Here is a 23595-nt window from a genome sequence, read left to right on the forward strand (position 1 = left end):
CTCTCGGGGTGACGTCCGCATGGTGGATACGCGGCGGAAACATCGGCACAGGTCTGTAACCATGGAGGTATGACCCGTCCTCGCATCTCAGCGCGCATCTCCGCGATCTCCGAGTCCGCCACGCTCGCCGTGGACGCCAAGGCCAAGGCAATGAAGGCGGCGGGCCGCCCGGTCATCGGCTTCGGCGCCGGTGAGCCGGACTTCGCGACCCCCGGCTACATCGTCGAGGCGGCCGTCGAGGCGTGCAGGAACCCCAGGTTCCACAAGTACACCCCGGCCGGTGGCCTTCCCGAGCTGAAGCAGGCCGTCGCCGACAAGACGCTCCGCGACTCCGGCTACCGGGTGGACGCGGCCCAGGTCCTGATCACCAACGGCGGCAAGCAGGCCGTCTACGAGGCGTTCGCCACCCTGCTCGACCCCGGTGACGAGGTCGTGGTCGTGGCCCCGTACTGGACGACCTACCCCGAGGCGATCAAGCTCGCCGGCGGCGTCCAGGTCGACGTGGTGACCGACGAGACCACCGGATACCTGGCGAGCGTGGAGCAGCTGGAGGCGGCGCGCACCGACCGCACCAAGGTCCTGCTCTTCGTCTCCCCGTCCAACCCGACCGGCGCGGTGTACACCCCCGAGCAGGTCGCGGAGATCGGCCGCTGGGCCGTCGAGCACGATCTGTGGGTCGTCACGGACGAGATCTACGAGCACCTCACGTACGGCGACGCGACGTTCGCGAGCATCGCCACCGTGGTCCCGGAACTGGGCGACAAGGTGGTGGTCCTGAACGGCGTCGCCAAGACCTACGCGATGACCGGCTGGCGCGTGGGCTGGCTGATCGGTCCCAAGGACGTCGTCAAGGCCGCCGCCAACCTGCAGTCGCACGCCACCTCCAACGTCTCCAACGTCGCCCAGGCCGCCGCGCTGGCCGCCGTCACCGGCGACCTGTCGGCGGTGGCGGAGATGCGCGCCGCCTTCGACCGGCGCCGCCGGACCATGGTCAGGATGCTCAACGAGATCCCGGGCGTGGTCTGCCCCGAGCCGCTGGGCGCGTTCTACGCCTATCCCTCGGTCAAGGCGCTCCTGGGCAAGGAGTTCGGCGGCAGGCGCCCGGCGACCTCCGCCGAGCTGGCCGAGATCATCCTGGAGGAGGCCGAGGTGGCGGTCGTCCCCGGTGAGGCCTTCGGCACCCCGGGATACTTCCGCCTGTCCTACGCGCTCGGTGACGACGACCTCGTCGAGGGTGTGAGCCGCCTCGCCAAGTTCCTCGGCCAGGCCGGCTGAACGCGGCGGCCTGACCGCCTGGCCGCTGAGCACGTAAGGTCCCCGGCAGGGCCCGCCGATAAGAACGGCCTCCCTGCCGGGCTCGCCGGGCGCGAGGTTCCCCGGCAGGCCCGCCGGGCGCGACCGCTTCCCCGCCGAGCGCGAGGTTTCCCGCAGGGGCCGCCGATCAGGACGGCTCCCCCGCTGGTCGAACACGGCCTCCGTACGCGCCGGGCGGGGCTCAGTCCCGCAGGGCGTAGGCCACGGCGGCCTCGAAGTGGGCGGCCGAGCCCTCGTCGAAGACCCGCGCGTAGGCGGTCTCGCCGATCAGGCACGTGGCCCGGGCCCCTGCGGCCTCGCGGAGCGCGGCCATGGTGTGGGCCTCGGTGCCGGGGGGGCCGAAGGTGGTCCAGATACGTCGCGCGGCCCCCAGGAGCCAGGCCGCGCGTCCGCCGTCGCCCTCGGTGGCGGCGATCCTGGCGAGCTGGTCGATGGCGAGAGCACTGCCGACCGTGTCCCGCAGCCGTCGTTTGACCTCCAGGGAGGCCCTGGCCGCCGCTGAGGCCTCCGCGAGGTCACCCCGGCCGAAAAGGGCGAGGGAGAGGACGTAGTCGTCCATGGCGCGCTGTGACAGCTCCCCTCGCGCCTCGTGGCCCGGCCGCGCCTCGCGCAGGGTCCTCACCGCCTCGTCGAAGTCGCCGCGGAACGTGGCGGCCAGGGCGAGGAAGGAGGGCAGGAAGAACGTTCCCGGCGAGGTGGGGTCCAGCCCGTCGGCCACACGCAGCGCGTACGCCCGCGCGTCCTCTCGATCCAGGTCGCCGGTGAACAGGCGGGTTTGCGCGAGGGCGAGAAGGGCGTGTGCCTCGGCGTCGCCGTCACCGTAGCGCCGGGCGCTCTCGACGGCCTCCTCCGCCCGGTCGCGCGCCAGGGACATGTTGCCCTGGATGAGCGCGAGATGAGCGACGACCCAGAGCGGCCTGGACCTCGCCCTGTCGGGGGCGGGGACGGCGGCCAGGGCGCGGTCGAGATAGCGGCGGCCCTCCCTGACGAACCCCAGACGGCACCAGAGCACCCACAGGGCTCCCGCCAGCTCCAGAGCGCCGCGGTGGTCGCCCGCGCCGAGACAGCGGTCGAGGGCCGCGCGGATGTTGGGCAGTTCCCTGTGCGCCCAGCAGGTCCATTCGAGCTGGCGCGGGCCGTACCATTCGGCGCCCATGCGCCGGGCGGTGGACAGGTAGTGATCGCGATGCCTGCGGATCATCAGGGCGCCTTCGCCCAGCTCGTCGAGCCAGTCCCGCCCGTAGTCCCTGATGGTGTCAAGCAGGCGGTAGCGGTCACCCACGCGGGCGACGACGGATTTGGCCGCGAGCGCGGCGAGCGCGCCGGGGACGTCGGGCAGGCGCTCGTCCTCGCACACGCCGCGCGCCGCCTCGGAGTCGAACGCCGCGGGGAAGACCGACAGGCGGGCCCAGAGCAGACGTTCGGCGGGGGTGCACAGCTCGTGGCTCCAGCCGGCGGCGGTGCGGAGCGTGTGGTGGCGGATGGGGAGCCCTTCGCCGTCGGTCAGCGGCTTGAAGTGGACGTCGAGCTGGTCGGCGAGCTGGGTCGCCGAGAGGCCGCGCATCTGGCTCGCGGCCAGCTCGATGGCGAGGGGCATGCCGTCGAGCCTGCGGCAGAGCCTGGCGACGGCCATCATGGCCCGCTCGTCCGTACGGAATCCGGGGGCCACGGCCCTGGCGCGGTCGAGGAAGAGGCTCGGCGCGTCGTGGTCCGCGAGGTCGGCGGTCTCGGGCGGGGGGACGGGGAAGGGTTCGACGAGCATGACGACCTCCAGCGGCAGGCCGAGCTCCTGGCGGCTGGTCACGATGATCTGAACGTCGGGCGCGCCGGTCAGGAGGGCCACGACCAGGGCGGCACAGGAGTCGACCAGGTGCTCGCAGGTGTCGAGGACGATGAGGAGCCGCCGGTCGGTGAGATGCTCGACGAGGGAGTCCAGGGCGGGACGTTCGGCCGGGGTGTGCAGGCCGAAGAGTCCGGCGACGCCGTGGATGAGCAGGTCGCCGTCGGTCTCGGCGGAGAGCTCGGCCACCCAGACGCCGTCGGGGTAGTCGTCACGGACGTTTCTCGCGGCCCGCAGGGCCAGACGCGTCTTGCCGACGCCCCCGGGGCCGCGCAGGGTGAGCAGGCGCGTCCGGGTGAGGAGTTTCGCGATCTCGTCGAGCTCGGTGGTGCGGCCGACGAAACTGTTCATCTCGGCCGGCAGGTTGCCGCAGCGCGTCAAGAAAGCTCCCTCTGGAGTGCGTGTTCCACGGCGTCACGCAGGCTGATCGAACTTCCCCGCGCCTCCAGTCGCTCGAACTCCGTCCTGCCCATGCGCCCCCGCAGCCTCAGCTCGGTCGCGCGCAGCTGCGTCGCGATCATGGGTGAACGGCTGGGCGGCACGTCGGCGCTCCTCCACGCGGCGCGGGAGGCTCCGAACATGGTGGCGGCGAAGGTGTCGTCGGCGCACGCCTCGGCGATCACGACGAACACCTCCAGTGCCTCCATCAAGGAGATGCTGTCGCCGAACAGGCGGGCCCCGCGCAGGGAGCCGCAGGCGGAATCGATCGCTGAGACGGTGTTGCCCAGGGAGTGCTCGGCCTGGGCAAGGAGGAGGTCCAGGCGGATGAGGGTCCAGTAGTCGCCGCAGGACTCGCAGAGGTCGCGTCCCTCGCGCAGGACGGAGACGGCCTGCTCATGGTGGTCGGCGAGCATCATCGCGGTGGCGACCACGGTGTAGGTGGGCAGGAAGCCGGGGAAGACGTTGCCGGTGGAGCGGTGGCGCACCCTGGCGTGCTTGATGAGCCTCAGGGCCTCGACCACATCGCCCTTGACCACGGCCAGGTGGGCCTGGAACTGGCTGACGTAGGCCGTGGCGTAGCCGTCGGCGTCCTCGGCGGCGCATTCGGTGAGGATGCGTTCTGCGCGTTCGAGGTCGCCTCGCTGGATCGAGACCCAGGCGTGCACCCAGAGTGCCTTGACCCGCTCGGGGCTGGGGGTGTGATCGAGGTCGAGGCCGCGCTGGAGGAGGTCGTCACCGGGTGCCTGCATGCCGCAGCACGCCCACAGGAACCACAGGTTGCCGACGAGGTCGAGGCCCTTACGGTATTCCGGTGGCCGGGAGTAGCAGTATTCGATGGCGCCACGCATGTTGCCGCATTCGAGGACCAGCCTGCGGTACCACTCAAGCTGGCGGCCCTGCCAGCTCATCTCGGCGCGGGCGGACAGGGCGAGGAAGTGGTCGCGGTGGCGGCGCTGGACCTCGTCGGTCTCGCCGAGCCGGTCGAGCCAGACCACCCCGAACTCGCGGACGGTGTTGAGCAGGCGGTAGCGGACCCCGCCCTCGCCCTCCTCGCGGACGAGGACCGATTTGTCGAGCAGGCCGAGCAGGCCGTCGAGGACGTCCTTGGCCGCGAGGGCGCCGCCGGCGCAGACCTCCTCGGCGGCCTCGATGTCGAAGGTGCCCGCGAAAACCGAGGCCCGCGCCCACAGCAGGCGCTCCTGCGGGGTGCAGAGTTCGTGGCTCCAGCCGAGGGCGACGCGCATGGAGCTGTGCCGCCGGGGAACGGCGGCCCGCGCGGGCGGGGCGGCGCCGAATCCGACGGCGTGGATCTCGCGTTCGGCCGTGGGGACCGTACGGCCTTCGAGGGACGCGGCGAGCTCGTCCGGGGAGGTGACGTGGCCGTCGAAGGCGGTGATCCCCGCGGTGGAGATCGGGCGGCCGTCGAGGGTGGCGGCGAGCCCGTCGAGGGTGCCGAGACCACCGGGGGTGCCCTCGGCCACGGCGAGCCGGATCGCGAGCGGCAGGTTGTCGAGGCGTTTGCAGAGCTCGGCCGGATCCGTGCCGCCGAACCTGTCACCGGCGAGGGCGGTGATCAGCTGGACGGCGTCGGCGTCCGGCAGGCCACCGACCGGGTAGAGGTGCTCGCCGGGCAGGCCGAGCCGCTGTCTGCTGGTGGTCAGGACGCGCAGTCCCTCGACCGAGCGCAACAGCAGGCCGACCAGGATGCCCGTCGTGCCGACGACGCGGTCACAGGTGTCGAGGACGAGCAGGGTCCGGCGCGTGAGGAACTCGTCCACCAGGGTCCGCAGCGCGGGGGTGTCCGGCCCGCGGCGGGCGCCGATCGCGTCCGCGAGCGTCTCGGTCAGGGAGTCGAGGTCGGCGGGCGCCTCCGACAGCTCCACGATGTGGACACCGCCGGGGAACGCGGGTTCGAGGGTGCGGGCGAGCCGCAGGGCGAGACAGGTCTTCCCGACCCCCGCGGGACCGGTCAACGTGACGTGCCGGACCCTTTCGAGCAGTGCGGATACGTCTGCGAGTTCTGTCTCCCTGCCGACGAAGACATCCGCTTCCATGGCAGCCCCAGCGTCCTGACAATGTGTGCCTCCACGGTCGCACGGCGACATGGTCCGCTGAAAGCCCGTTTCCTAAATTTCCTCGATATAACGGGGGATGGGATATGGGCGGGTGTGCCGTGCCCCCACAACGCCTGCCCGAAATAACACCTAAAACCCTATAAATAACCAATCGGGGAAACTCGCGGGAAATGTCGGGAAAGGCGAGCGGGGTTCCGGCCCTGTTCAGCGGGCCTACCCGCATGCGCGGTGCCCATGACGATCTCGACGGCGAGGCCCCCGCGCTCCGTCCACACGAGCGTGAGCGTACCCGGCCCGCCGCCCACGTCGAGCTCACCGCCCTCCCCCGGGCTTCCGCGAGGCCGTCCTCCGCCCTCCCCGAGACGTGAACGGACGAGGCGGCTCTCCCCGTTCACCGGTCCGGCCTCCGCGTCCTCCGCCCTCCCGGGACGTGAACGGACCGTTAGATTGCGCCAAAAACATCGGAGCCGTCGATCGGCGCCCCCGAAGGTACGGCACCATATTGAAATGCCACGTCCCCTCAGCGAACTGCCCAAGGCGCACCTGCACCTGCACTTCACCGGCTCCATGCGTCACTCGACCCTCGTCGAGCTCGCCCGCGAGCACGGGTTACACCTTCCCAACGCGCTTGAGGAGGACTGGCCGCCCCGGCTGCGCGCGACCGACGAGCGAGGCTGGTTCCGCTTCCAGCGGCTGTACGACATCGCGCGCTCGGTGCTGCAGCGGGAGAGCGACGTCTACCGGTTGCTGCGCGAGGCCGCCGAGGACGAGGCCGCCGACGGATCGGGCTGGCTGGAGATCCAGATCGACCCGTCGGGGTACGCGTCGAAGTTCGGCGGTCTCACCTCGGCGATGGAACTGATGCTCGACGCGACACGCAGGGCGGCGGACCACGCGGGGATAGGGATCGCCGTCGTGGTGGCCGCCAACCGTACCCGCCACCCTCTCGACGCCAAGACCCTCGCGCGCCTCGCCACGCACCACATGGACGAGGGCGTGGTCGGGTTCGGGCTCTCCAACGACGAGCGACGCGGCCGGGCCCGCGACTTCGACGGAGCCTTCCGGCTGGCCAAGCGCGCCGGGCTGCTCGCCGTGCCGCACGGCGGGGAGCTGCTGGGCGCGGCCAGCGTTGCCGAGTGCGTCGACGTGCTGGACGCCGACCGGGTCGGGCACGGGGTGCGGGCGGCCGAGTCGCCGAGGCTCATGGAGCGCCTCGCGGCCCGAGGGATCACGTGCGAGGTCTGCCCGACGTCCAACGTCGGCCTCGGGGTGGCCGAGCGCGCCGAGGACGTACCGCTACGGCGCCTGTTCGAGGCGGGGGTGCCGATCGCGCTGGGCGCCGACGACCCACTGCTGTTCGGTGCCAGGCTGCTGCCCCAGTACGAGCTCGCCAGGCAGATGTACGGCTTCTCCGACCCGGAGCTGGCCGAGCTGGCCCGCCAGTCGGTGAGGGCTTCGGCGGCCCCGGACGACGTGCGCAAGAAGCTCCTCCAGGGGATCGACGACTGGCTGGCGTCATCGGACTGAACGGGCGATCTCCTGTGCGCGGCCGAGCTCCCCGACGCCCTCCAGGCGCAGGCCGACCCGCCCTCGCTGCCAGATGAGAGTGGGTCCCGCCGAACGGGGACGGATCTCGGCCTCTCCTCCGCTCCTGGGCAGGTAGGTCAGGCCGTGGTGGGCCGGGATCCACTCCGCCTTCACCCCACCCACACCGGTCTCCTCCGGCCAGGGCGGGCCCAGTTCCTTTCTGAAGACGAGGTGGAGGCTACCGTCGTACTCGTCCAGCCTGAGGCCGGGCCAGAACAGCGACACCACCCGGCCTCCGTCGCTCACCCTCACCTCGGCGGGATCGCCGAGCGCGGCCGGGACGGAGATGGGGAACGCCACCTGTTCCCTCGCCTGTTCCATGGTGACCCGGCGCTCGCCGGGCAGCGGCTGGGGCACCCCGGACGGCAGCGGCCCGGGACCGCCGACCCTGAGTTCGACCCCCGCGAAGCGCAGGATCTCCGCGACCGCGGCCCTTCCCGCGGGTGTCGCCCCCAGGAGGAGGGCCGTGAGGATCGCGACGGCGGCGACCACCGCCCGCCGCCGTACCCGCCCGCCGTCTCGCAGCGCCTCCCACGCGCGCCGGAGCACGCGGGGACCTCCGGGAACGGCGGGCGCCTCGGGGGTTCGCGTCTCGGGAACGGGGTCTCTGGGAACAGGGCCTCCGGGAACGGCGGGCGCCTCGGGAGCAGGGCTTGCAGGAGCGGTGGGCGCCTCGGGAGTGGGCGTCCCGGAGTCCGGTGCCGGCGTGGCGGGGGCGAGCTGTGATCGGAGACGGGCTCGTACGGCCCGCGCGACGTCGTCCGGGGGCGGGGAGGGGACGTCGATGGACTCCCCGAGGGCGAGGAGCCGGGCTTCGAGGTCGTCAGGTGAGGTCACGGGCCACCTCCTCACGCAGACGGGCCAGGCCGCGGGAGGTCCGCGACTTGACGGTACCGATGGGAAGATCGAGCACCTGGGCGGTCTCGGCCTCCGACAGCTGTAGGAAGTACCGGCAGACCACGGTCTCGCGTTCCCGTTCGGGCAGCGTACGCACCGCGTCGAGGAGTCGCGCCCTCAGGTCGGTCGCGACCGCCGCCTCCTCGGGTCCCTCGCCCGGCAGGGAAACGACCTCGGTGAGCCGCACGGTCAGCCTGTCGCGGCGTCCACGGGAGCGGGTCAGGTTGTGCGTCTCGTTGGCCACGATCCGCAGCAGCCAGGGGCGGAAGTGCGCGTCCCTGCGAAAGGAGACGAGGTGACGGTACGCCTTGACGAACGCCTCCTGGACCACGTCCTCGGCCTCGTCGGCGGCCCCGAGCATGGCCGCGGTGCGGTGCGCGAGCACGCTGTAACGGGCGACCAGCACCTCGTAGGCGTCCAGGTCACCGGCGAGCGATCGGGTGATCGCCTCATCGTCGTCCGTCGGGGGCTCCTTCGCGAATGTTTGGGAGAGATTCCACCGCATACCAGCCCTTCGCGAAAGCCCCCGTCCCTTCGTGAAACCCCTCGCTCGGGGGCGAGACCGTGATCCCGTCCGCCGGAGGGCTCCCTTTGGATTCGGAGGATGCGCCGAGGGTGACCTTTTCGGGTTCGGAGGACATCCGGAGGGCGCGGTGTCCGAGAGAGGCGGAAGACGCCGGCGCGAGGATCTCTCGCAGGACCTTTCACAGGACTTCTCGGAGGACCTTTCTGTGGAGGGCATAGGCGACGGCCTCGTCCGGGTCGGCCTCGTAGCCCTCGGCGAAGACCGCGTCGTAGGTCTCGTCTCCGAGCAGCTGCCTGGCCGTCCGCTCGGCGACGGTCCTCGGCTCGGACATGCCCTCGGAGCCGAACCCCTGGAGCCCGAAGGTGGCCCCCAGCCGTACCCCCGCTCCCTGGAGCCTCGCCGTACGCCGGCCGTCGCCCTCGACCGCGGCGATCACCGCGAGCTGGTCGACCGCGAGCGCCACGCCCGTGGCGTCACGCAGGCGCCACTTGACGTCGAGCGACTGCCGGGCGGCCTCCGCGGCCTCGTCCACCCGTCCAAGACCCAGCTGCGCGATGGACAGGACGTAGTCGCCACAGGCGCGGGCCCAGCGCTCGCCGCGCGCGTCGCAGAGCCGCTGCGCCTCCTTGAGCACGGAGACGGCCCTGGCGAACTCTCCACGCCAGGTGACCGCCGTCGCCGCGGTCACCAGGGCGAAGGGCTCGCTCACGGTGGCGGCCTCCGCGCGGCGGAAGTACTCGCGTACGAGCTCGACGCGGGGCTCGACGTCCTCCAGGGCGCCGGCGCACAGGGAGCTGCTGGCCAGCCTGAGCTGGGCGTGCCCGGCCGCCGCGTAGTCGCCCCAGTCGAGGGCCGCCGACAGCGCCGCCTCCGCGCGGCGGCGGCCCACCTCCGGCTCGCCCTGGGCGATGGCCACGCAGCCGTCGGCCCACAGGAGCCTGGGCAGCCCGGGATCGGTGACGGGGGCCGCCTCGATCGCCCTCGCCATGTGGTGGCGGCCCTCGTTCAGCCGTCCCAGGCAGAACCAGAGGATCCAGAGCGTTCCCGCGAGTTCGACGGAGGTCGGGGAGGCGGGGTCGAGGGCGAGGCGGAGCTCGGTCATGGAGAAGGCGAGCCTCGCCGCCCACTCCTCCTGCCCGGGGCCGTACCAGTCGGCCTCGGCCCTGCGCGCCAGGTCGAGGTAGTGGTAGCGGTGCCGCCGCGTCAGCCGGGCCTCCTCGCCGAGCAGGGCGAGCCGTTCCCTGCCGTACTCCCTCACCGTGGAGGGCTGCCGGTAGCCTCCGGGCACGGGGACCAGGAGGAACCTCCGCTCCAGGCTCTCCAGCAGGTCCGGTACGCCGCCCAGCAGGTCGTCGCCGCACACCCACTCGGCGGCGGCCGTGTCGAAGCCTCCCGCGAAGACCGAGAGCCTCGCCCAGAGCAGGCGTTCCCGCGGGTCGCAAAGCTCGTGGCTCCAGCTGATCGCGGCGCGCACGATCCGGTGGCGGGGGGCCGGTGTCCTGCCGTGGGGGACTTCGAAGTGGTCCTCCAGGTGATCGGCGAGCCACTCCACCGGCAGGGATCCCAGCCATCCGGCGGCCAGCTCGACGGCGAGCGGCACGCCGTCCAGCCGCCGGCAGATCCTGGCCGCGGCCGCCACACCGGCCTCGGTCGTCTCCAGGCCGGGAACCACGCTTCTGGCCCGGTCGAGAAAGAGCCGCAACGCGTCGTCCGCCCCCGCGCCTTCCGAGACGGCGCCTTCCGCCCATCGGACGGACGCCCCGGGGACGGGTGCCTCGAAGGGCCCGACGGGGAGCAGCGCCTCCTGCGGCAACCCGAGTGGCCGACGGGAGGTGGTGACGACCCGTACGCCGGGCGCCCCCGCCAGGATCTCCCTGACGAGGGCGCGGCAGGCGGGCAGGAGATGCTCGCAGGCGTCGAGGATCAGCAGGAGTCTCCTGCCGGCGAGGAACTCGACGAGCGTCTCGGCCTGTGGCCGCGCGGACCGCTCGGGAAGGCCCAGGACCGCCGCGACCGTGTGGGCGAGCAGATCGCCGTCGCGCTCGCCGGAGAGCTCCACCAGCCAGGTGCCGTCCGGGTGGTGTTCCTGCCGCTCCCGCGCGGCCCTGACCGCGATTCGTGATTTGCCGATGCCGCCGACGCCGGTGACCGTGACCAGCGGAGTGTCGGCCAGGAGTTTCAGCAGCCGCCGTACCTCGCCTTCCCTGCCGATGAAGTCATTCGTCTCCGCGGGCAGGTTCCCGCGCCACCACTGGGTCTGTTCCATTGATTCGCGCTCCTTTCTCCACTCACCGGGAATCGCACCGTTTCCAAATCACGAACGGGTCGGCCGCCCATTTCCCAGGAGGGTTTCTTTGTTCTTCGGTGCAAATCTCACCGCCGGGTCGAGGTCGAACTTCCCCCGTTCGACGTGAAGCGCGGAAATGCTGGTGCTTTATGGCCGATTCGGCGGAGCCGGTAATCTAGGTGAGGCCGGGCCTGCCGTCCTCCGCCGACGGCGCCGATTCTCGCCGCGAAAGATCGCTCGTCACGGGGCCGTGGCACCGGCCGTGAAGCGTTTAGGGGGTCGCCGCGGGGGAAGCGCCACTAGACTCTGGCTGTCCCTGGCCGTGGCCTCGCCCCGGCCTTTCCGTAAGCGAGCTGGACGGAACCGCATGTCTGGGTATGACCGCGTAGTGCAACCCGCGGCCGGTGACGAGGCCCTGGAGAACCACCTGGGTGGGGACGAGGCCAAGAACTACCGGCAGTACGAGCTCGACATGGTCGCCCCGCACGTGGGCCGGTCCATGCTGGAGATCGGCTCCGGGCTTGGCCACTTCGCCGAGTCCTTCCTGCCCCGCCTCGACCGGCTGGTGGTCAGCGATTTCGACCCATACTGCGTGGAACAGCTGCGGAAGCGTTTCGAAGGCCGCGACGACATCGACGTGCTCCAGTTCGGCCTGCCGACCGAGATCCCGATCGGCGAGAAGGTCGACACCGTCGTGATGATGAACGTCCTGGAGCACATCGAGGACGACGTCGAGGCCCTGCGCTCGCTCGCCAAAGTCACCCTCCCCGGCGGCCGGATCGTGATCTGGGTGCCCGGCTACATGCAGCTGTACGGAGACTTCGACCGCAAGGTCGGCCACGTCACCCGCTACACCCCCGCCACCCTGCGCAACACGGTCTCCAAGGCGGGCCTGGACATCGACGTGCTCAAGCCGATCAACTTCCTGGGCGGCATCGCCTGGTGGGCCGCCGTCCGCCGCGGAGGCGTCGGCTACCCCGACCCCCGCCTGGTCAAGATCTACGACCGTACGGTGGTGCCCCTCACCCGTTTCATCGAGCGCTTCGTCCGCCCGCCGTTCGGACAGACCGTCTTCTGCGTCGCCCGCGTTCCCAAGTAACCCCCCGCTCGAACAGCCCGCGATCCCGTGCGGTGCCGCTCCCGGACTTCCGGGGCGGCACCGCACGCGGTTTTTAATGGGTTGCACGCCTCGGCGACAGCACCGTATGTTCGTCCGCATGTGGATCAACTCCTAAGAGCCGGCGTCGATCAGCCTTCGCTGATCCGCCCGCACTCAGCCCTCTGGCCCCGTTCGTCCGACGTGGCAGCTGAGTTGTCCGACCCGGGATCGCGCCGCGTCGTCACATTCTTCGAGGAGTCCTCATATGCGAATTCATCCTGCCCAGAAGGTCGCCCAGAAGCGTGGCGGGAAGTCCAAGACCGCCAAAACTCCCAAGCCTCGCACCCCGCTCCCCGAGCACGTCGTGCCCGCGGCTCCGCGGTACATGCCGCTGCCTCCGATGCCGACGAGGCCGACCCGGCAGCCGCGCCGGATCCCGGGCAAGGGTGGCCGCTGACCCGCGGGCCCTTTCGAGAAAAGCCCCGGTCCCGGGAGGTTCCCTCCCGGGACCGGGGCTTTCCCCGGACCTCATGGGCGCCCCACGGACGCCCCTTCGGTGAACCAGGTCGTCACAGACGCTCGATGATCGTGACGTTGGCCTGGCCGCCGCCCTCGCACATCGTCTGCAACCCGTACCGGCCGCCGGTCCGCTCCAGCTCGTGCAGGAGCTTGGTCATCAGGATCGCGCCGGTGCCGCCCAGCGGGTGGCCCAGGGCGATGGCGCCGCCGTTCGGGTTCACCTTGGCCGGGTCGGCGCCCAGGTCGTTGATCCACGCCAGCGGGACGGGGGCGAACGCCTCGTTGATCTCGGTGACGTCGATGTCCTCGATGGACAGGCCGGCCTTCTTCAGCGCCTTCCGCGTCGCGGGGATCGGCGCGGTCAGCATGTAGACCGGGTCGTCGCCGGTGAGCGCGAGGGTGACGATGCGCGCCCTGGGGGTGAGGTCGTGGTCGCGGACGGCCTGCTCGGAGGCGATCAGGAGCGCTCCCGAGCCGTCGGAGATCTGCGAGGAGGTGGCGGCCGTGATCACGCCGTCCTCCTTCAGCGTCTTCAGCGACGCCATCTTCTCCAGCGTGGTGTCCGGGCGCGGGCCCTCGTCGTCCTCGACACCGTTGATCGGAGCGATCTGGTCCTTGAAACAGCCGTTCGCGATGGCCTTCGAGGCCCGCTGGTGGCTCTCGTACGCGAACCGCTCCAGTTCCTCGCGCTTGAGGCCCCACTTCTGGCACATGAGCTCCGCGCCGCGGAACTGGGAGATCTCCTGCTTGCCGTAGCGCTCCACCCACTTGTCCCCGAAGGGGAAGGGCATGCCCTTCTCCAGGGCGGCGGTGATGCTCGACCCCATGGGGACGATGCTCATGGATTCCACCCCGGCCGCCACGACGAGGTCCTGGGTGCCGGAGAGCACGCCCTGTGCCGCGAAGTGGATCGACTGCTGGGAGGAGCCGCACTGCCGGTCGATGGTCACACCGGCGACGTTCTCCGGGAGGCCCGCCGACAGCCACGCGTTGCGCGCGATGTCCATGCTCTGCGGGCCGAACTGCATGACACAGCCCATGATCACGTCTTCGACCGCGGACGGGTCGACGCCCGTACGCTCGATGAGCGCGCCGAGGGTGTGCGCGGCCAGATCGGTGGGATGGACGGTGGACAGACCGCCCTTCTTCTTGCCGACGGGGGTGCGGACCGCCCCGACGATGTACGCCTCTGCCACAGTGCCTCCTGCTCGCGAACCCGAGCCGCCTACGAAACCGAGCAACATTCGGTTGATAGGAGGTTACAACAGAACCTTCGTCCGTGCCCTGAACGGGAACCGCCCGCGCGACAGCGAGGCCGCACCTTTCGGCACAGGGGAAGGGGCCCGCTCAGGCTCTCCTGCTGCTCGTCATGGTCGCGTAGGCGATGACGTTGTCGGTGTAGTGACCGGTCGCGCGGTTGTAGGTGCCGCCGCACGTGATCAGGTGCAGCTGAGGGGTCGACGACCGGCCGTACACCCGCTCCGTCGGGAACACCGCCTTCTCCGCCTGCTCCAGCCCGCCCACGGTGTAGACGGCGATGATCCCGTCCTTGCGGTGCACCTCGATGACGTCGCCGTTGCGGATCTCGTCGAGACGGCTGAACACCGCGCTTCCGGCGCGCGTGTCCTTGTGCCCGAGCATCACAGCGGGGCCCGCCTCACCGGGAGTGGGGCCCGAGCGGTACCAGCCGACCAGGTTCGGGTCGCCGACCGGCGGCACCTCGATGGCGCCCTCCTTGTCGAGCCCGACGGACTTCACCGGCGCGTTGACCCCGAGCCGCGGGATGACGAGGCGCACCGGGGACGAGGGCTGCATGGCCGGTGCCGCGGGCAGGCTGGGCAGGGGCGGCGGCACGGTCGGTGGCGCCTGGAAGTAGGGGTTCGCCGGCGCCGCGGCCAGGTCGCGGGGCGGCAGCGTGGTGCGCTGGTCGGCCAGGCCGTACTCCTCGGGCGCGGCCAGCATGTAGAGCAGGCCCACCAGCACCGTGACCACCCCGGCGATCCCGGCCAGGATGAGCACCGACCGCATCATCCGTCCGCCGGCGAGAGGCTCCTGTCCGGGCGGCCATCCCTCGTACGGCGAGCCGTACGGAGGGGGGCCGGGCTGCGGGTACGGCGGCTGGACGGGAGGAACCGGCCGATAGTGGGGAACCGGCCCCTGAGAATGCCCGGAGGGCGGCCAGCCGCCCGGAGGTGGGGTGGTCATCCGGCCACCCCGATCAGCCGCGACCGACGGTGCGACGTCGCAGCACGAGCCCGCCGATCCCGGCGAGCGCCACCATCAGCACACCGCTGAACATGATCATCCGAGCGTCGGGGCCGGCGTCGCCGCCGCCGCCGGTGGAGGCGGCGCCCTTGGGAGTCTCGTCGATCTGCTCGTTGGGATCGGAGGACGGCTCGGCGGTCTGGGTCCGGGTGACGGTGAGCGTCGGCCTGGGGGTCGTCGGGGTGGCCGAAGGGGTCGCCGACGGCGAAGGGGTCGCCGACGGACTCGCCGAAGGGCTGGGAGAGCCCGTTCCCACGGTCACCCGCAGCGCGGCGGCGGACGCCTGGGCGGCGTCGGGAAGGTTGCAGTCGAGCAGTTCGACCTCGTCCGCGGTGCCCGTCCCGGCGCCGGTCTTGAGGAGCAGGGTGAACGCGCCGGGCTCGAAGGCGACGACACCCGTCGCGAGGGGGGTCACCGTGACGAGGACGGGAGGCGCGGTGATCGCCTGCCCGGCGACGGGGGGCGCGGCGGTGACCAGGACCTGGCGGAGCTCGGTGGGGAGCGCCAGAACTCCGGTGGGACTCGCACTGATCCGCACCTCCGCGTCGGCGATGAGGCTCGCGCCCGCCGGTGCGGGCGCGGACGGGGTGAGGGTGGGGATGGTGGCCGGCTGGCCGATCTTCCAGGTCGCCACGAGGGGGGCGTTCGTCACCGCCGACGTCGGGCCGGTCAACTCCATCTGGAACGTGTGCGTCGCCGACGGTGTCACCGCACCGGCGAGCGTGCAGGTGTAGGCGACCGGTTTGGGAGCGGCGTACATGGAGGCGAGCGCGGGGAACGCACCGAAGACGCCCGCGCCCACCGTAGCGATCACGGCTGTCTTGGCCGCGACACGCAGCCGCGTCCTGGACTTCAGCACGGTTTCTCCCCGTTCCAGATCGATCGGTCGGCGCACCGGCCGTCCAAGGCTTACAGATTGTGGTCAAGGTTCGGCATAGATCCTACGAACAGAGACCGGGACACGCGAGCAAGTCGGCTAAACGGACACAAATTCCCATCTATCCCACAGCAAACGACACCGTACATGGGTAAAGCGCCCGACGGGGGATCGGACGGGCGCCTACCAGGTGCCGGACGGGGGCGAAGAAGCCTCCCGGGGTCCGACCGAGACACCTGCCTCGCACCCGGCCATCCGATGGGACGGCGGTCCGGCATCGGCAATCAGCGGCTGGATATACAGAAAAGACCAGGTCAAGACTGGTGATATCAGGCCTGAAGATCACCATCCGTGGAGCGTCATCGGGCAGGCTGGAACCTGCGGGAGATCCAATTCGGACGCCCGGAATCACCTCTTGGGGTGCGGAAATATTCCATCAATTCGGACACGGCGATCATCGACCCCTACCGCCCCGCGCCCCGCGCGGGGCGGGCTGGAACAGCATCCGGCGAATCGACCGGCTCCCGTTCGGAGAGGAGCGGACGGATCAGTGATCTCCCCGAGTTCTTCTCCCCACCGGAAGGATTGAGATGAGCACCCCGGTCGCACCGCGGGCGCGTCGCGGGCAGGTGTCCCGTCGGCGGATCCCGACGAGATGGGTCGCCCTCGCCCTCGCGGTGGCCGTCCTGGTCGCCGTCGGGCTCAGCACGCGGTACCGCTCGGTGGAGTCGGTCGCGGCCTCGGGTCCCGGCCCGTTCGACGCGGCCGCGTACGGAGCACGGACCTACGAGGCCATGGTCGTGCCCGTGATCAGGAGGAAGGCCGTCGAACTGCCCGTACTGGTGAAGGCGATGACCACCGACGCGGAGGGGGCCGGGAAGCTGTACGGCGTCCGGCAGGGCAACGGCCCCTACACCTTCACGGTCAAGGGCACCGGCACGGCCGGGGCGGTGAGGTCCGGGCTGATGCCCGTGACCGTACCGGGGCTGCCCCCGGGCACCCGGGTGTCGCTGCAGGTCGGTCCGGTCATCGATGGCACGGCGCTGCGGGACGCGGTCGGATTCATCACCTTCGGACAGTTCCTCAACCAGGTGGAGTACGCCGACGCCGCCACCGCGCTGAACAACCAGGTGCGGGAGAGGCTGCTCAGGCACCTGGACGCACCGCGGCTGAAGGGCAGGAAGATCTCCTTCGTCGGGGCCTTCAGCTTCCTCACCCCCTCCGTCGTGACCATCACCCCGGTCTCGATCAAGGAGGTCTCGTGAAGACCTCCGTCGCCACCGTCCTGAGCGCCCGCGACGTCACCAAGCTCTACGGGGACACGCCCGCGCTCAAGGGAGTCGACTTCGACGTCGCCGCCGGCCGGGTGACCGCGCTGTTCGGCGAGAACGGGGCCGGCAAGTCGACCCTGATGAGGATCCTGTCCGGGAGCGAGCACCCCACCTCCGGCCATGTCGAGCTCGACGGCGAGCCCGTCAGGTTCGCGTCGCCCCGTGAGGCGGCCGACCAGGGCGTCTCGATCGTCCACCAGGGGCTCAGTCTCTGCCCCAACCTGAGCATCCAGGACAATCTCTTCCTGGCCAGGGAGATCTGCGGAGGGGCGTGGGTGATCGACCGCTCGTCCCAGCGGGCCACCACCACGGCGATTCTCCACAGCCTGAAGGAGTATCCGGATCCCGACCTGCCTGTCGGCGACCTGATGCCGGGCGAGCAGCAGATCGTCGAGATCGCGCGGGCGCTCCTCCAGGAGGCCCGAGTTCTGATCATGGACGAGCCCACCTCGGCCCTCACCACCCCTGAGATCGAGGTCCTGTTCCGGGTCATCAAGGAGCTGACCGCGAACGGGGTGGCGGTCGTCTACGTCTCCTCGCACCTGGAGGAGGCGTTGAAGATCGCCGACGACGTCGTCGTCCTGCGTGACGGGCGACTCGTCGCCACGGCGAACGCCGAGAGCGTCTCCGTCCGGTGGCTCCTGGAGCACATGACCGACCGCGACCGGGACGACCTTTTCCCGTACCACGCGCCGGTCAGCGGGCAGGAGGTGCTGAGCCTGCGCGGCCTCGTGGTGGCCGACCCGGCCAATCCCGGCCGTCTCGCGATCGACGACCTCTCCCTCACCGTCAGGGAGGGCGAGATCGTGGGGATCTACGGCCTGACGGGCTCCGGCCGCACCGAGTTGCTGGAGGCGCTCGCCGGCCTGATCCCCTCGCAGTCGGGCGAGATCCTGCTCGGTGGCGTCCCGCTGGAACACGCGGGGATCCGCGACCGCATCGCCCAGGGCGTGGTCCTGGTCCCCGAGAACCGGTGGCGCGACGGCCTCGTCCCGACGATGTCGGTCGGGGAGAACCTCTCCCTGGCCCGGCTGGGCACCTTCGTCCACCGGTTGTTCGTCTCCCGTGCCCGCGAACGGGAGGTCGTCAACCGGATGATCACCGACATCGACGTCGGGAGGGAGGACGCGCGGGCGGCCGTCGCGTCCCTGAGCGGCGGCGACCAGCAGAAGGTGATCATCGGCAGGGCTCTGCTGACCGCCCCCCGGGTACTCCTGCTGGACGAGCCCTCGCGCGGCGTCGGCACCGATGTCAGGGCTGAGATCTTCGAGCTCCTGGCGGCACACGCGGAGCGCGGCCTGGCCGTCGTCTTCACCACGTCGGACGCCGAGGAGGCCCTGCGCGTCCCCGACCGGTTGCTGGTGCTCGCCCGCGGCGTCCTCGCCGGTGAGTTCCGGCGCGGCGAGACGGCCAGGGAGGAGCTGATGAGGGTGTCGGACGGCGCCGCCGTCGACACGGGCGAGGAGACGGCGGAGTGACGTCTCGGGAAACGTCTTCCACGTCGGAGTCCCCGGACCACTCCCCGCCCGAGGCGGTCACGGCCGAGGCACGTCGCTTGTCGCTGGTGAACAACCTGTTCGAGTTACGGGCGCTCATCGCGCTCGCGGTCGTGGTGGCGGTCTTCGGCCTGCTGTCCGACTCCTTCCTCACGGTGCCGAACCTCGTCATGATGACCAAGCATGTCGCGATCACCGCGATCATCGCGCTCGGCATGCTGCTCGTCATCGTCAAGGGCGGCATCGACCTGTCGGTGGGCTCGATCGCCGGGCTCTCCGGCGTCGTCGCCGGCGAGTTGCTCGGAGGGCTCGGCCTCGGGTTCGCCGACGTGGTCGCCTACCCGCCCGTGTGGGGTGTGATCGTGCTCTGCGTCACGGTCGGCATGCTCGTCGGCCTGGTGAACGGCATCGTCATCACCCGCTTCGACGTGGCGCCGTTCATCGCGACGTTCGGCATGCTGTACGTGGCGCGGGGAATCGCGCTGCTGATCTCCAATGGCTCGACCTACCCCGATCTGGACGGCGACCCGCGGCTCGGCAACACCGGCTTCCACGTTCTCGGCAACGGGCGCGCGCTCGGCCTCCCGACGAGCCTGTGGATCATGATCTTCCTCGCCGTCGCCGTCACGCTCGTGCTCGGCAGGACGCCGTTCGGGCGATGGCTGTACGCCGTGGGCGGCAACGAGCGTGCCGCGGAGCTCTCCGGGGTCCCGATCAGGTGCGTCAAGACGGCCGTGTACGTGATCTCCGGCGCCTGCGCCGCGCTCGCGGGCCTGATCATCGCCTCGGAGCTCACCTCGGCGGCACCGCTCGCCGGTGAGATGTACGAGCTCAACGCGATCACCGCGGTGATCCTCGGCGGCGCCGCGCTGAGCGGCGGGCGCGGCACGGTGCGAGGCACCCTCATCGGAGCCTTCACCATCGGCCTCCTCTCCGACGGCATGGTGCTCGTGGGCGTGTCGACGTTCTGGCAGATCATCGTGAAGGGGGTCGTGCTCGTTCTCGCCGTGATTCTGGACCGGGAGCAACAGCGGATCCAACGGCGCGGGGCCACCGTGTCGGCGATGGCCGCCGACAGACGAGCGGGCTGATCCGCCGAGCTCACCCGATCTCGGGAGCCCCGAGCGGGATCGGCGCCGATCTTGGCCCCTCCTTGGCTCCCCGGTGATTCTCGAAGCGACAGGATTGCCGCTTCTTTGGGAATTTCAGATTGGCAGGAAATCCGCCCCTCATCGGGGAATTGACAGGATAAACGCATGGCAGTCGAAGCGTTCGGCAGCGATATCACGCTGCGTATCAACGGTGCCGACCACCCCGTCTCTCTGGACAACCGGGTGACCCTCCTGGACGCGCTACGGGAGCGTCTCGGACTGACCGGGACGAAGAAGGGGTGCGACCACGGGCAGTGCGGGGCATGCACGGTTCTGCTGGACGGCCGCCGGGTGAACAGTTGCCTCACGCTCGCCGTCGCGGTCGCCGGGCAGGAGATCGTCACCATCGAGGGGGTGGCCGCCCTCGCCCCCGGGAGTGATCTGCACCCCGTACAGCAGGCGTTCCTCGACCACGACGGTTTCCAGTGCGGCTACTGCACGCCGGGCCAGATCTGCTCCGCCATCGGCGCGCTCGGCGAGGCGGAACAGGGCTGGCCGAGCCATGTCACCGAGGACGTCGCCGCCGGTGTCGCCTCCAGCCGCGCCCTGGACGCCGAGGAGGTCCGCGAGCGGATGAGCGGCAACCTCTGCCGCTGCGGGGCCTACGCCGGAATCGTCGAAGCCGTCCTCGACGCGGCCGGCGGTGAGAACCGGGAGCCGGTTCTCACCGGGCGGAGCTCAGGGGACGCGCGATGAGACCCTTCACCTACGAGCGCGCCACCGACCCCGATGCCGCCGTCACCGCCCTCCTGGACGGCACCGACGCGATGTTCCTCGCCGGCGGTACCAACCTCGTGGACCTGATGAGGCTCGGCGTGGCGAGGCCCGCGACGCTGGTGGACGTCACGCGACTGCCGTACGACCGCATCGAGCACCGGGCCGACGGGAGCGTGCTCATCGGCGCGATGGTGCGCAACAGCGATCTGTCCGGCGATCGGGGCATCAGGGAGCGTTTCCCCGCGGTCTCCCAGGCGGTGCTGGCCGGGGCCTCGGGGCAGCTGCGGTCGATGGCCACCACCGGCGGTAACCTGCTGCAACGCACACGCTGCCCGTACTTCCAGGACATCACCAAGCCGTGCAACAAGCGCGAACCGGATACCGGCTGTTCGGCGATCGGCGGTGCCGACCACCGCGACCTGGGGGTGATCGGCACCTCCGTCGCGTGTGTGGCCACCCACCCCTCCGACATGGCGGTGGCGATGGCCGCCCTCGACGCCGTGGTGCACATCAGACTCGCGGGAGGCGAGGAGCGGGCGGTGCCGCTCTCCCGTTTCTACCTGCTGCCCGGCGACACCCCTGACCGGGAGACCGTGCTCGACCCCGGTGACCTGATCACCGGGGTCGAGTTGCCACCGCCCGTGGCCGGCGCGGTCATGCTGTACCGCAAGGTCCGCGACCGCTGGTCCTACGCGTTCGCGGTGGTCTCGATCGCGGCGGTGGTCGCGACGGAGGCCGGCGGGTCGCTGCGGGAGATCCGGCTCGCGCTGGGCGGGGTGGCCCCCGTGCCGTGGCGGGCCAGGGAAGCCGAAGGGATGCTGACCGGCCACAGGCCGACCAGGGCACTGCTGCTCGCTGCGGCGGAGGCGGAGTTCGCGGCGGCGCGCCCCCTCCCCGGGAACGAGTTCAAGATCGACCTCGCCGGCGACCTGATCGCGGCGAGCGTGCGCGATCTCACGAGACCGGCGGGGTCCGCGGGGAGCTTCACACGGGAGGAGCGGGGATGACCGTCGACAAGGTGCTCGACAAGGTGGTGGGCGGGGCACCGGCCAGGATCGAGGGACGCGACAAGGTCACCGGCGCGGCCCGTTACGCGTACGAGTACCCCGTGCCGAACGCCGTCTACGTCTGGCCGGTGCAGTCCACGATCGTCCGGGGGCGGGTGCGCTCCGTCGACGGCGCCGCCGCGCTCGCCCTGCCCGGGGTGATCGCCGTACTGGACAGTGGCAACGTCTTTCGGCTGCGTCCCGCGCAGGACGCCGAGCTGGCCGTTCTGCAGTCGGCCGACGTCGCCTACCGGGGGCAGATCGTCGCCGCCGTGGTCGCGACCACCCTGGAGGGCGCCCGCGAGGCGGCGTCGGCGGTGCGCGTGGACTACGAGGAGGACGAGGAGTACGACGTCGAACTGGATCCCGGCGACCCGCGGATCTTCTCTCCGGAGACGGTCAACGCGGGCCTCGCGGGGACGGTCGACCGGGGTGACGCCGAGGGCGCCCTCGCGTCGGCACCGGTCCGCGTGGACGCCGTCTACACGACCCCGACCGAGCACGCCAGCCCGATCGAGCCGCACGCCACGATCGCGTTCTGGGAGGGCGAGACCCTCACGCTCTACAACGCCGACCAGGCACCGTGGAAGTCGGCGACCACGATCGCCCGGCTGTTCGGTCTTCCCGAGAGCGCGGTGAGCGTCGTCGCCGACCACACCGGCGGTGGTTTCGGGTCGAAGGCGGCGCCCCGCCCGCCGACCGTGCTGGCGGCGCTGGCCGCGCGCGCCGTGAGACGACCGGTCAAGGTGGCGATGACCCGGCAGCAGATGTTCGCGCTCGTCAGCTACCGGACGCCCACCGTGCAGCGCGTACGCCTGGGAGCCGAGCGGGACGGCAGGCTGACCGCGGTGTGGCACGAGGCGCTCCAGCAGAGTTCGAAGCTCGTCGAGTACACCGAGCAGACGGTCGCGGCCGGCCGCGTGATGTACGCGGCGCCCAGCAGCCACACCGCTCACCGGCTGCTGCAGCTGGACGTGCCGACCCCCTCGTGGATGCGTGCCCCCGGTGAGGCTCCGGGGATGTTCGCCCTGGAGTCGGCGATGGACGAGCTGGCGTACGTCCTCGGGATGGACCCCGTCCAGTTGCGGATCGTCAACGAGCCTTCGGCCGACCCCGAGTCGGGACTCCCGTTCAGCAGCCGCAACCTGATCGCCTGCCTGCGTGAGGGTGCGGCGCGCTTCGGCTGGGCCGGGCGCGACCCCACGCCCGGCGTCCGCGAGGAAGGCGACCGGCTCCTCGGGACCGGCGTCGCGTCGTCGACCTACCCCGTCTTCACCATGGCCTCCACCGCGACCGCCTACGCCGAGCCCACCGGCAGGTTCGTGCTCGAGATCGCCGCGGCCGACATCGGCACCGGCGCCCGCACCGCGCTGACCCAGGTGGCCGCCGACGAGCTCGGCGTGCCGATGGACCTGGTCACGGTGAGGGTGGGCCGTAGCGTCTTCGGTCCCGCGCCTCTCGCCGGGGGGTCCATGGGCACCTCCTCGTGGAGCTGGGCGGTGAGCAAGGCGTGCCGTGCGCTGGTGAAGGAGCTCGACGAGCGGTCCGGCGTCGTCCCTCCCGAGGGACTGGAGGTGCGGGCGGACACCACCGAGGATCTCGCCGCCGCCAAGCGCCTCTCACGCCACTCGTTCGGGGCACAGTTCGCCGAGGTCAGCGTGAACGTCGACAGCGGACAGGTCCGTGTCGAGCGGCTGCTGGGAGTCTTCGCGGCCGGCCGGATCGTGAACGCCAGGACGGCGCGCTCGCAGTTCCTGGGCGGCATGACGATGGGGATATCCATGGCCCTGCACGAGGCCCTGCGGATGGACCCCCGGTTCGGTGACTTCGTCAACCACGACCTGGCCGGATACCACATCGCGGCGAACGCCGACGTCCGCGGGATCGAGGCCCACTGGATCGACGAGCAGGACGACGAGCTCAACCCGGTCGGTGTGAAGGGAATCGGCGAGGTGGGGATCGTCGGCACCGCCGCGGCGATCGCGAACGCCGTCTTCCACGCGACCGGCTTCCGGCAGCGCGACCTGCCGATCACTCTTGATCGGGTACGGGCGGCCATGCGCGCCGGCTGACGGAAGACCGCACCGAGCGAACCCACCCGCGCGCCGACACCCGGCGCGCGACACC

Annotated in this window: 18 protein-coding genes; 10 read left to right on the plus strand and 8 right to left on the minus strand. The window is 71.0% G+C overall.

The genetic code is table 11. The features are described from left to right. Positions 1–69: 69 nt before the first annotated feature. On the plus strand, positions 70–1275 hold the full coding sequence (locus ACIBH4_RS09380) for a pyridoxal phosphate-dependent aminotransferase (RefSeq protein WP_362503088.1): 1206 nt from the start codon (positions 70–72) through the stop codon (positions 1273–1275). A 220-nt stretch (positions 1276–1495) separates the two neighbouring features. On the opposite strand, the gene ACIBH4_RS09385 is transcribed toward ACIBH4_RS09380, so the two are convergent. Together ACIBH4_RS09385 and ACIBH4_RS09390 are read right to left on the minus strand one after the other, a co-directional pair. Next, positions 1496–3535, minus strand: a complete 2040-nt coding sequence (locus ACIBH4_RS09385) for an NB-ARC domain-containing protein (RefSeq protein WP_362762915.1) — start codon at positions 3533–3535, stop codon at positions 1496–1498. Continuing rightward, positions 3532–5649: an AAA family ATPase gene (locus ACIBH4_RS09390; RefSeq protein WP_362503094.1), complete on the minus strand. Its 2118-nt coding sequence runs from the start codon at positions 5647–5649 to the stop codon at positions 3532–3534. The genes ACIBH4_RS09385 and ACIBH4_RS09390 overlap by 4 nt, the downstream gene beginning before the upstream one ends. Positions 5650–6177: 528 nt before the next feature. On the opposite strand from ACIBH4_RS09390, the gene ACIBH4_RS09395 reads away from it, so the two are divergent. Further along, positions 6178–7197: an adenosine deaminase gene (locus ACIBH4_RS09395; RefSeq protein WP_362503097.1), complete on the plus strand. Its 1020-nt coding sequence runs from the start codon at positions 6178–6180 to the stop codon at positions 7195–7197. On the opposite strand, the gene ACIBH4_RS09400 is transcribed toward ACIBH4_RS09395, so the two are convergent. The 3 genes from ACIBH4_RS09400 to ACIBH4_RS09410 form a co-directional block, all read right to left on the minus strand. Further along, entirely contained in the window at positions 7186–8094 is a 909-nt protein-coding gene (locus ACIBH4_RS09400; protein ID WP_362503100.1) for a hypothetical protein, read from the minus strand. The genes ACIBH4_RS09395 and ACIBH4_RS09400 overlap by 12 nt on opposite strands. Next, complete coding sequence (locus tag ACIBH4_RS09405; RefSeq protein WP_362503103.1) at positions 8081–8659, minus strand: sigma-70 family RNA polymerase sigma factor; 579 nt, start codon at positions 8657–8659, stop codon at positions 8081–8083. The genes ACIBH4_RS09400 and ACIBH4_RS09405 overlap by 14 nt, the downstream gene beginning before the upstream one ends. 199 nt (positions 8660–8858) lie before the next feature. Further along, positions 8859–10946, minus strand: a complete 2088-nt coding sequence (locus ACIBH4_RS09410) for an NB-ARC domain-containing protein (protein ID WP_362503106.1) — start codon at positions 10944–10946, stop codon at positions 8859–8861. Positions 10947–11334: 388 nt separating this feature from the next. Here ACIBH4_RS09410 and ACIBH4_RS09415 point away from each other — a divergent pair, with 388 nt between their 5' ends. Beyond that, positions 11335–12066 (plus strand): methyltransferase, encoded by a 732-nt coding sequence (locus tag ACIBH4_RS09415; RefSeq protein WP_362762912.1) that lies wholly within the window; start codon positions 11335–11337, stop codon positions 12064–12066. Between the two features lie 265 nt (positions 12067–12331). Beyond that, positions 12332–12523: a hypothetical protein gene (locus ACIBH4_RS09420; protein WP_362762909.1), complete on the plus strand. Its 192-nt coding sequence runs from the start codon at positions 12332–12334 to the stop codon at positions 12521–12523. A gap of 112 nt (positions 12524–12635) precedes the next feature. Here ACIBH4_RS09420 and ACIBH4_RS09425 read toward each other — a convergent pair whose 3' ends face one another. From ACIBH4_RS09425 to ACIBH4_RS09435, 3 genes are all read right to left on the minus strand, one after another. Continuing rightward, positions 12636–13781, minus strand: coding sequence for an acetyl-CoA C-acetyltransferase (locus ACIBH4_RS09425; protein WP_362503115.1), 1146 nt, complete (start codon positions 13779–13781; stop codon positions 12636–12638). 151 nt (positions 13782–13932) lie between these two features. Then, on the minus strand, positions 13933–14790 hold the full coding sequence (locus ACIBH4_RS09430) for a class F sortase (protein WP_362503118.1): 858 nt from the start codon (positions 14788–14790) through the stop codon (positions 13933–13935). Between the two features lie 13 nt (positions 14791–14803). Beyond that, entirely contained in the window at positions 14804–15709 is a 906-nt protein-coding gene (locus ACIBH4_RS09435; RefSeq protein WP_362762908.1) for a hypothetical protein, read from the minus strand. A 608-nt stretch (positions 15710–16317) separates the two neighbouring features. On the opposite strand from ACIBH4_RS09435, the gene ACIBH4_RS09440 reads away from it, so the two are divergent. From ACIBH4_RS09440 to ACIBH4_RS09465, 6 genes are all read left to right on the plus strand, one after another. Beyond that, positions 16318–16992, plus strand: coding sequence for a DUF2291 domain-containing protein (locus ACIBH4_RS09440; RefSeq protein WP_362503123.1), 675 nt, complete (start codon positions 16318–16320; stop codon positions 16990–16992). Next, the gene (locus tag ACIBH4_RS09445) at positions 16989–18536 is read left to right on the plus strand and encodes a sugar ABC transporter ATP-binding protein (RefSeq protein WP_362762905.1); all 1548 of its coding nucleotides are present in this window, start codon (positions 16989–16991) and stop codon (positions 18534–18536) included. The genes ACIBH4_RS09440 and ACIBH4_RS09445 overlap by 4 nt, the downstream gene beginning before the upstream one ends. Continuing rightward, positions 18533–19645, plus strand: coding sequence for an ABC transporter permease (locus tag ACIBH4_RS09450; protein ID WP_362762903.1), 1113 nt, complete (start codon positions 18533–18535; stop codon positions 19643–19645). Before ACIBH4_RS09445 ends, ACIBH4_RS09450 begins: the two co-directional genes overlap by 4 nt. Positions 19646–19810: 165 nt before the next feature. After that, positions 19811–20401, plus strand: coding sequence for a 2Fe-2S iron-sulfur cluster-binding protein (locus tag ACIBH4_RS09455; RefSeq protein ID WP_362503132.1), 591 nt, complete (start codon positions 19811–19813; stop codon positions 20399–20401). Continuing rightward, positions 20398–21429, plus strand: a complete 1032-nt coding sequence (locus tag ACIBH4_RS09460; protein WP_362762900.1) for a xanthine dehydrogenase family protein subunit M — start codon at positions 20398–20400, stop codon at positions 21427–21429. Before ACIBH4_RS09455 ends, ACIBH4_RS09460 begins: the two co-directional genes overlap by 4 nt. Beyond that, entirely contained in the window at positions 21426–23540 is a 2115-nt protein-coding gene (locus tag ACIBH4_RS09465) for a xanthine dehydrogenase family protein molybdopterin-binding subunit (RefSeq protein WP_362762897.1), read from the plus strand. Before ACIBH4_RS09460 ends, ACIBH4_RS09465 begins: the two co-directional genes overlap by 4 nt. The last annotated feature ends 55 nt before the right edge of the window (positions 23541–23595 follow it).

Source organism: Streptosporangium sp. NPDC050284, assembly GCF_044459525.1.
Taxonomy (GTDB): Bacteria; Actinomycetota; Actinomycetes; order Streptosporangiales; family Streptosporangiaceae; genus Streptosporangium.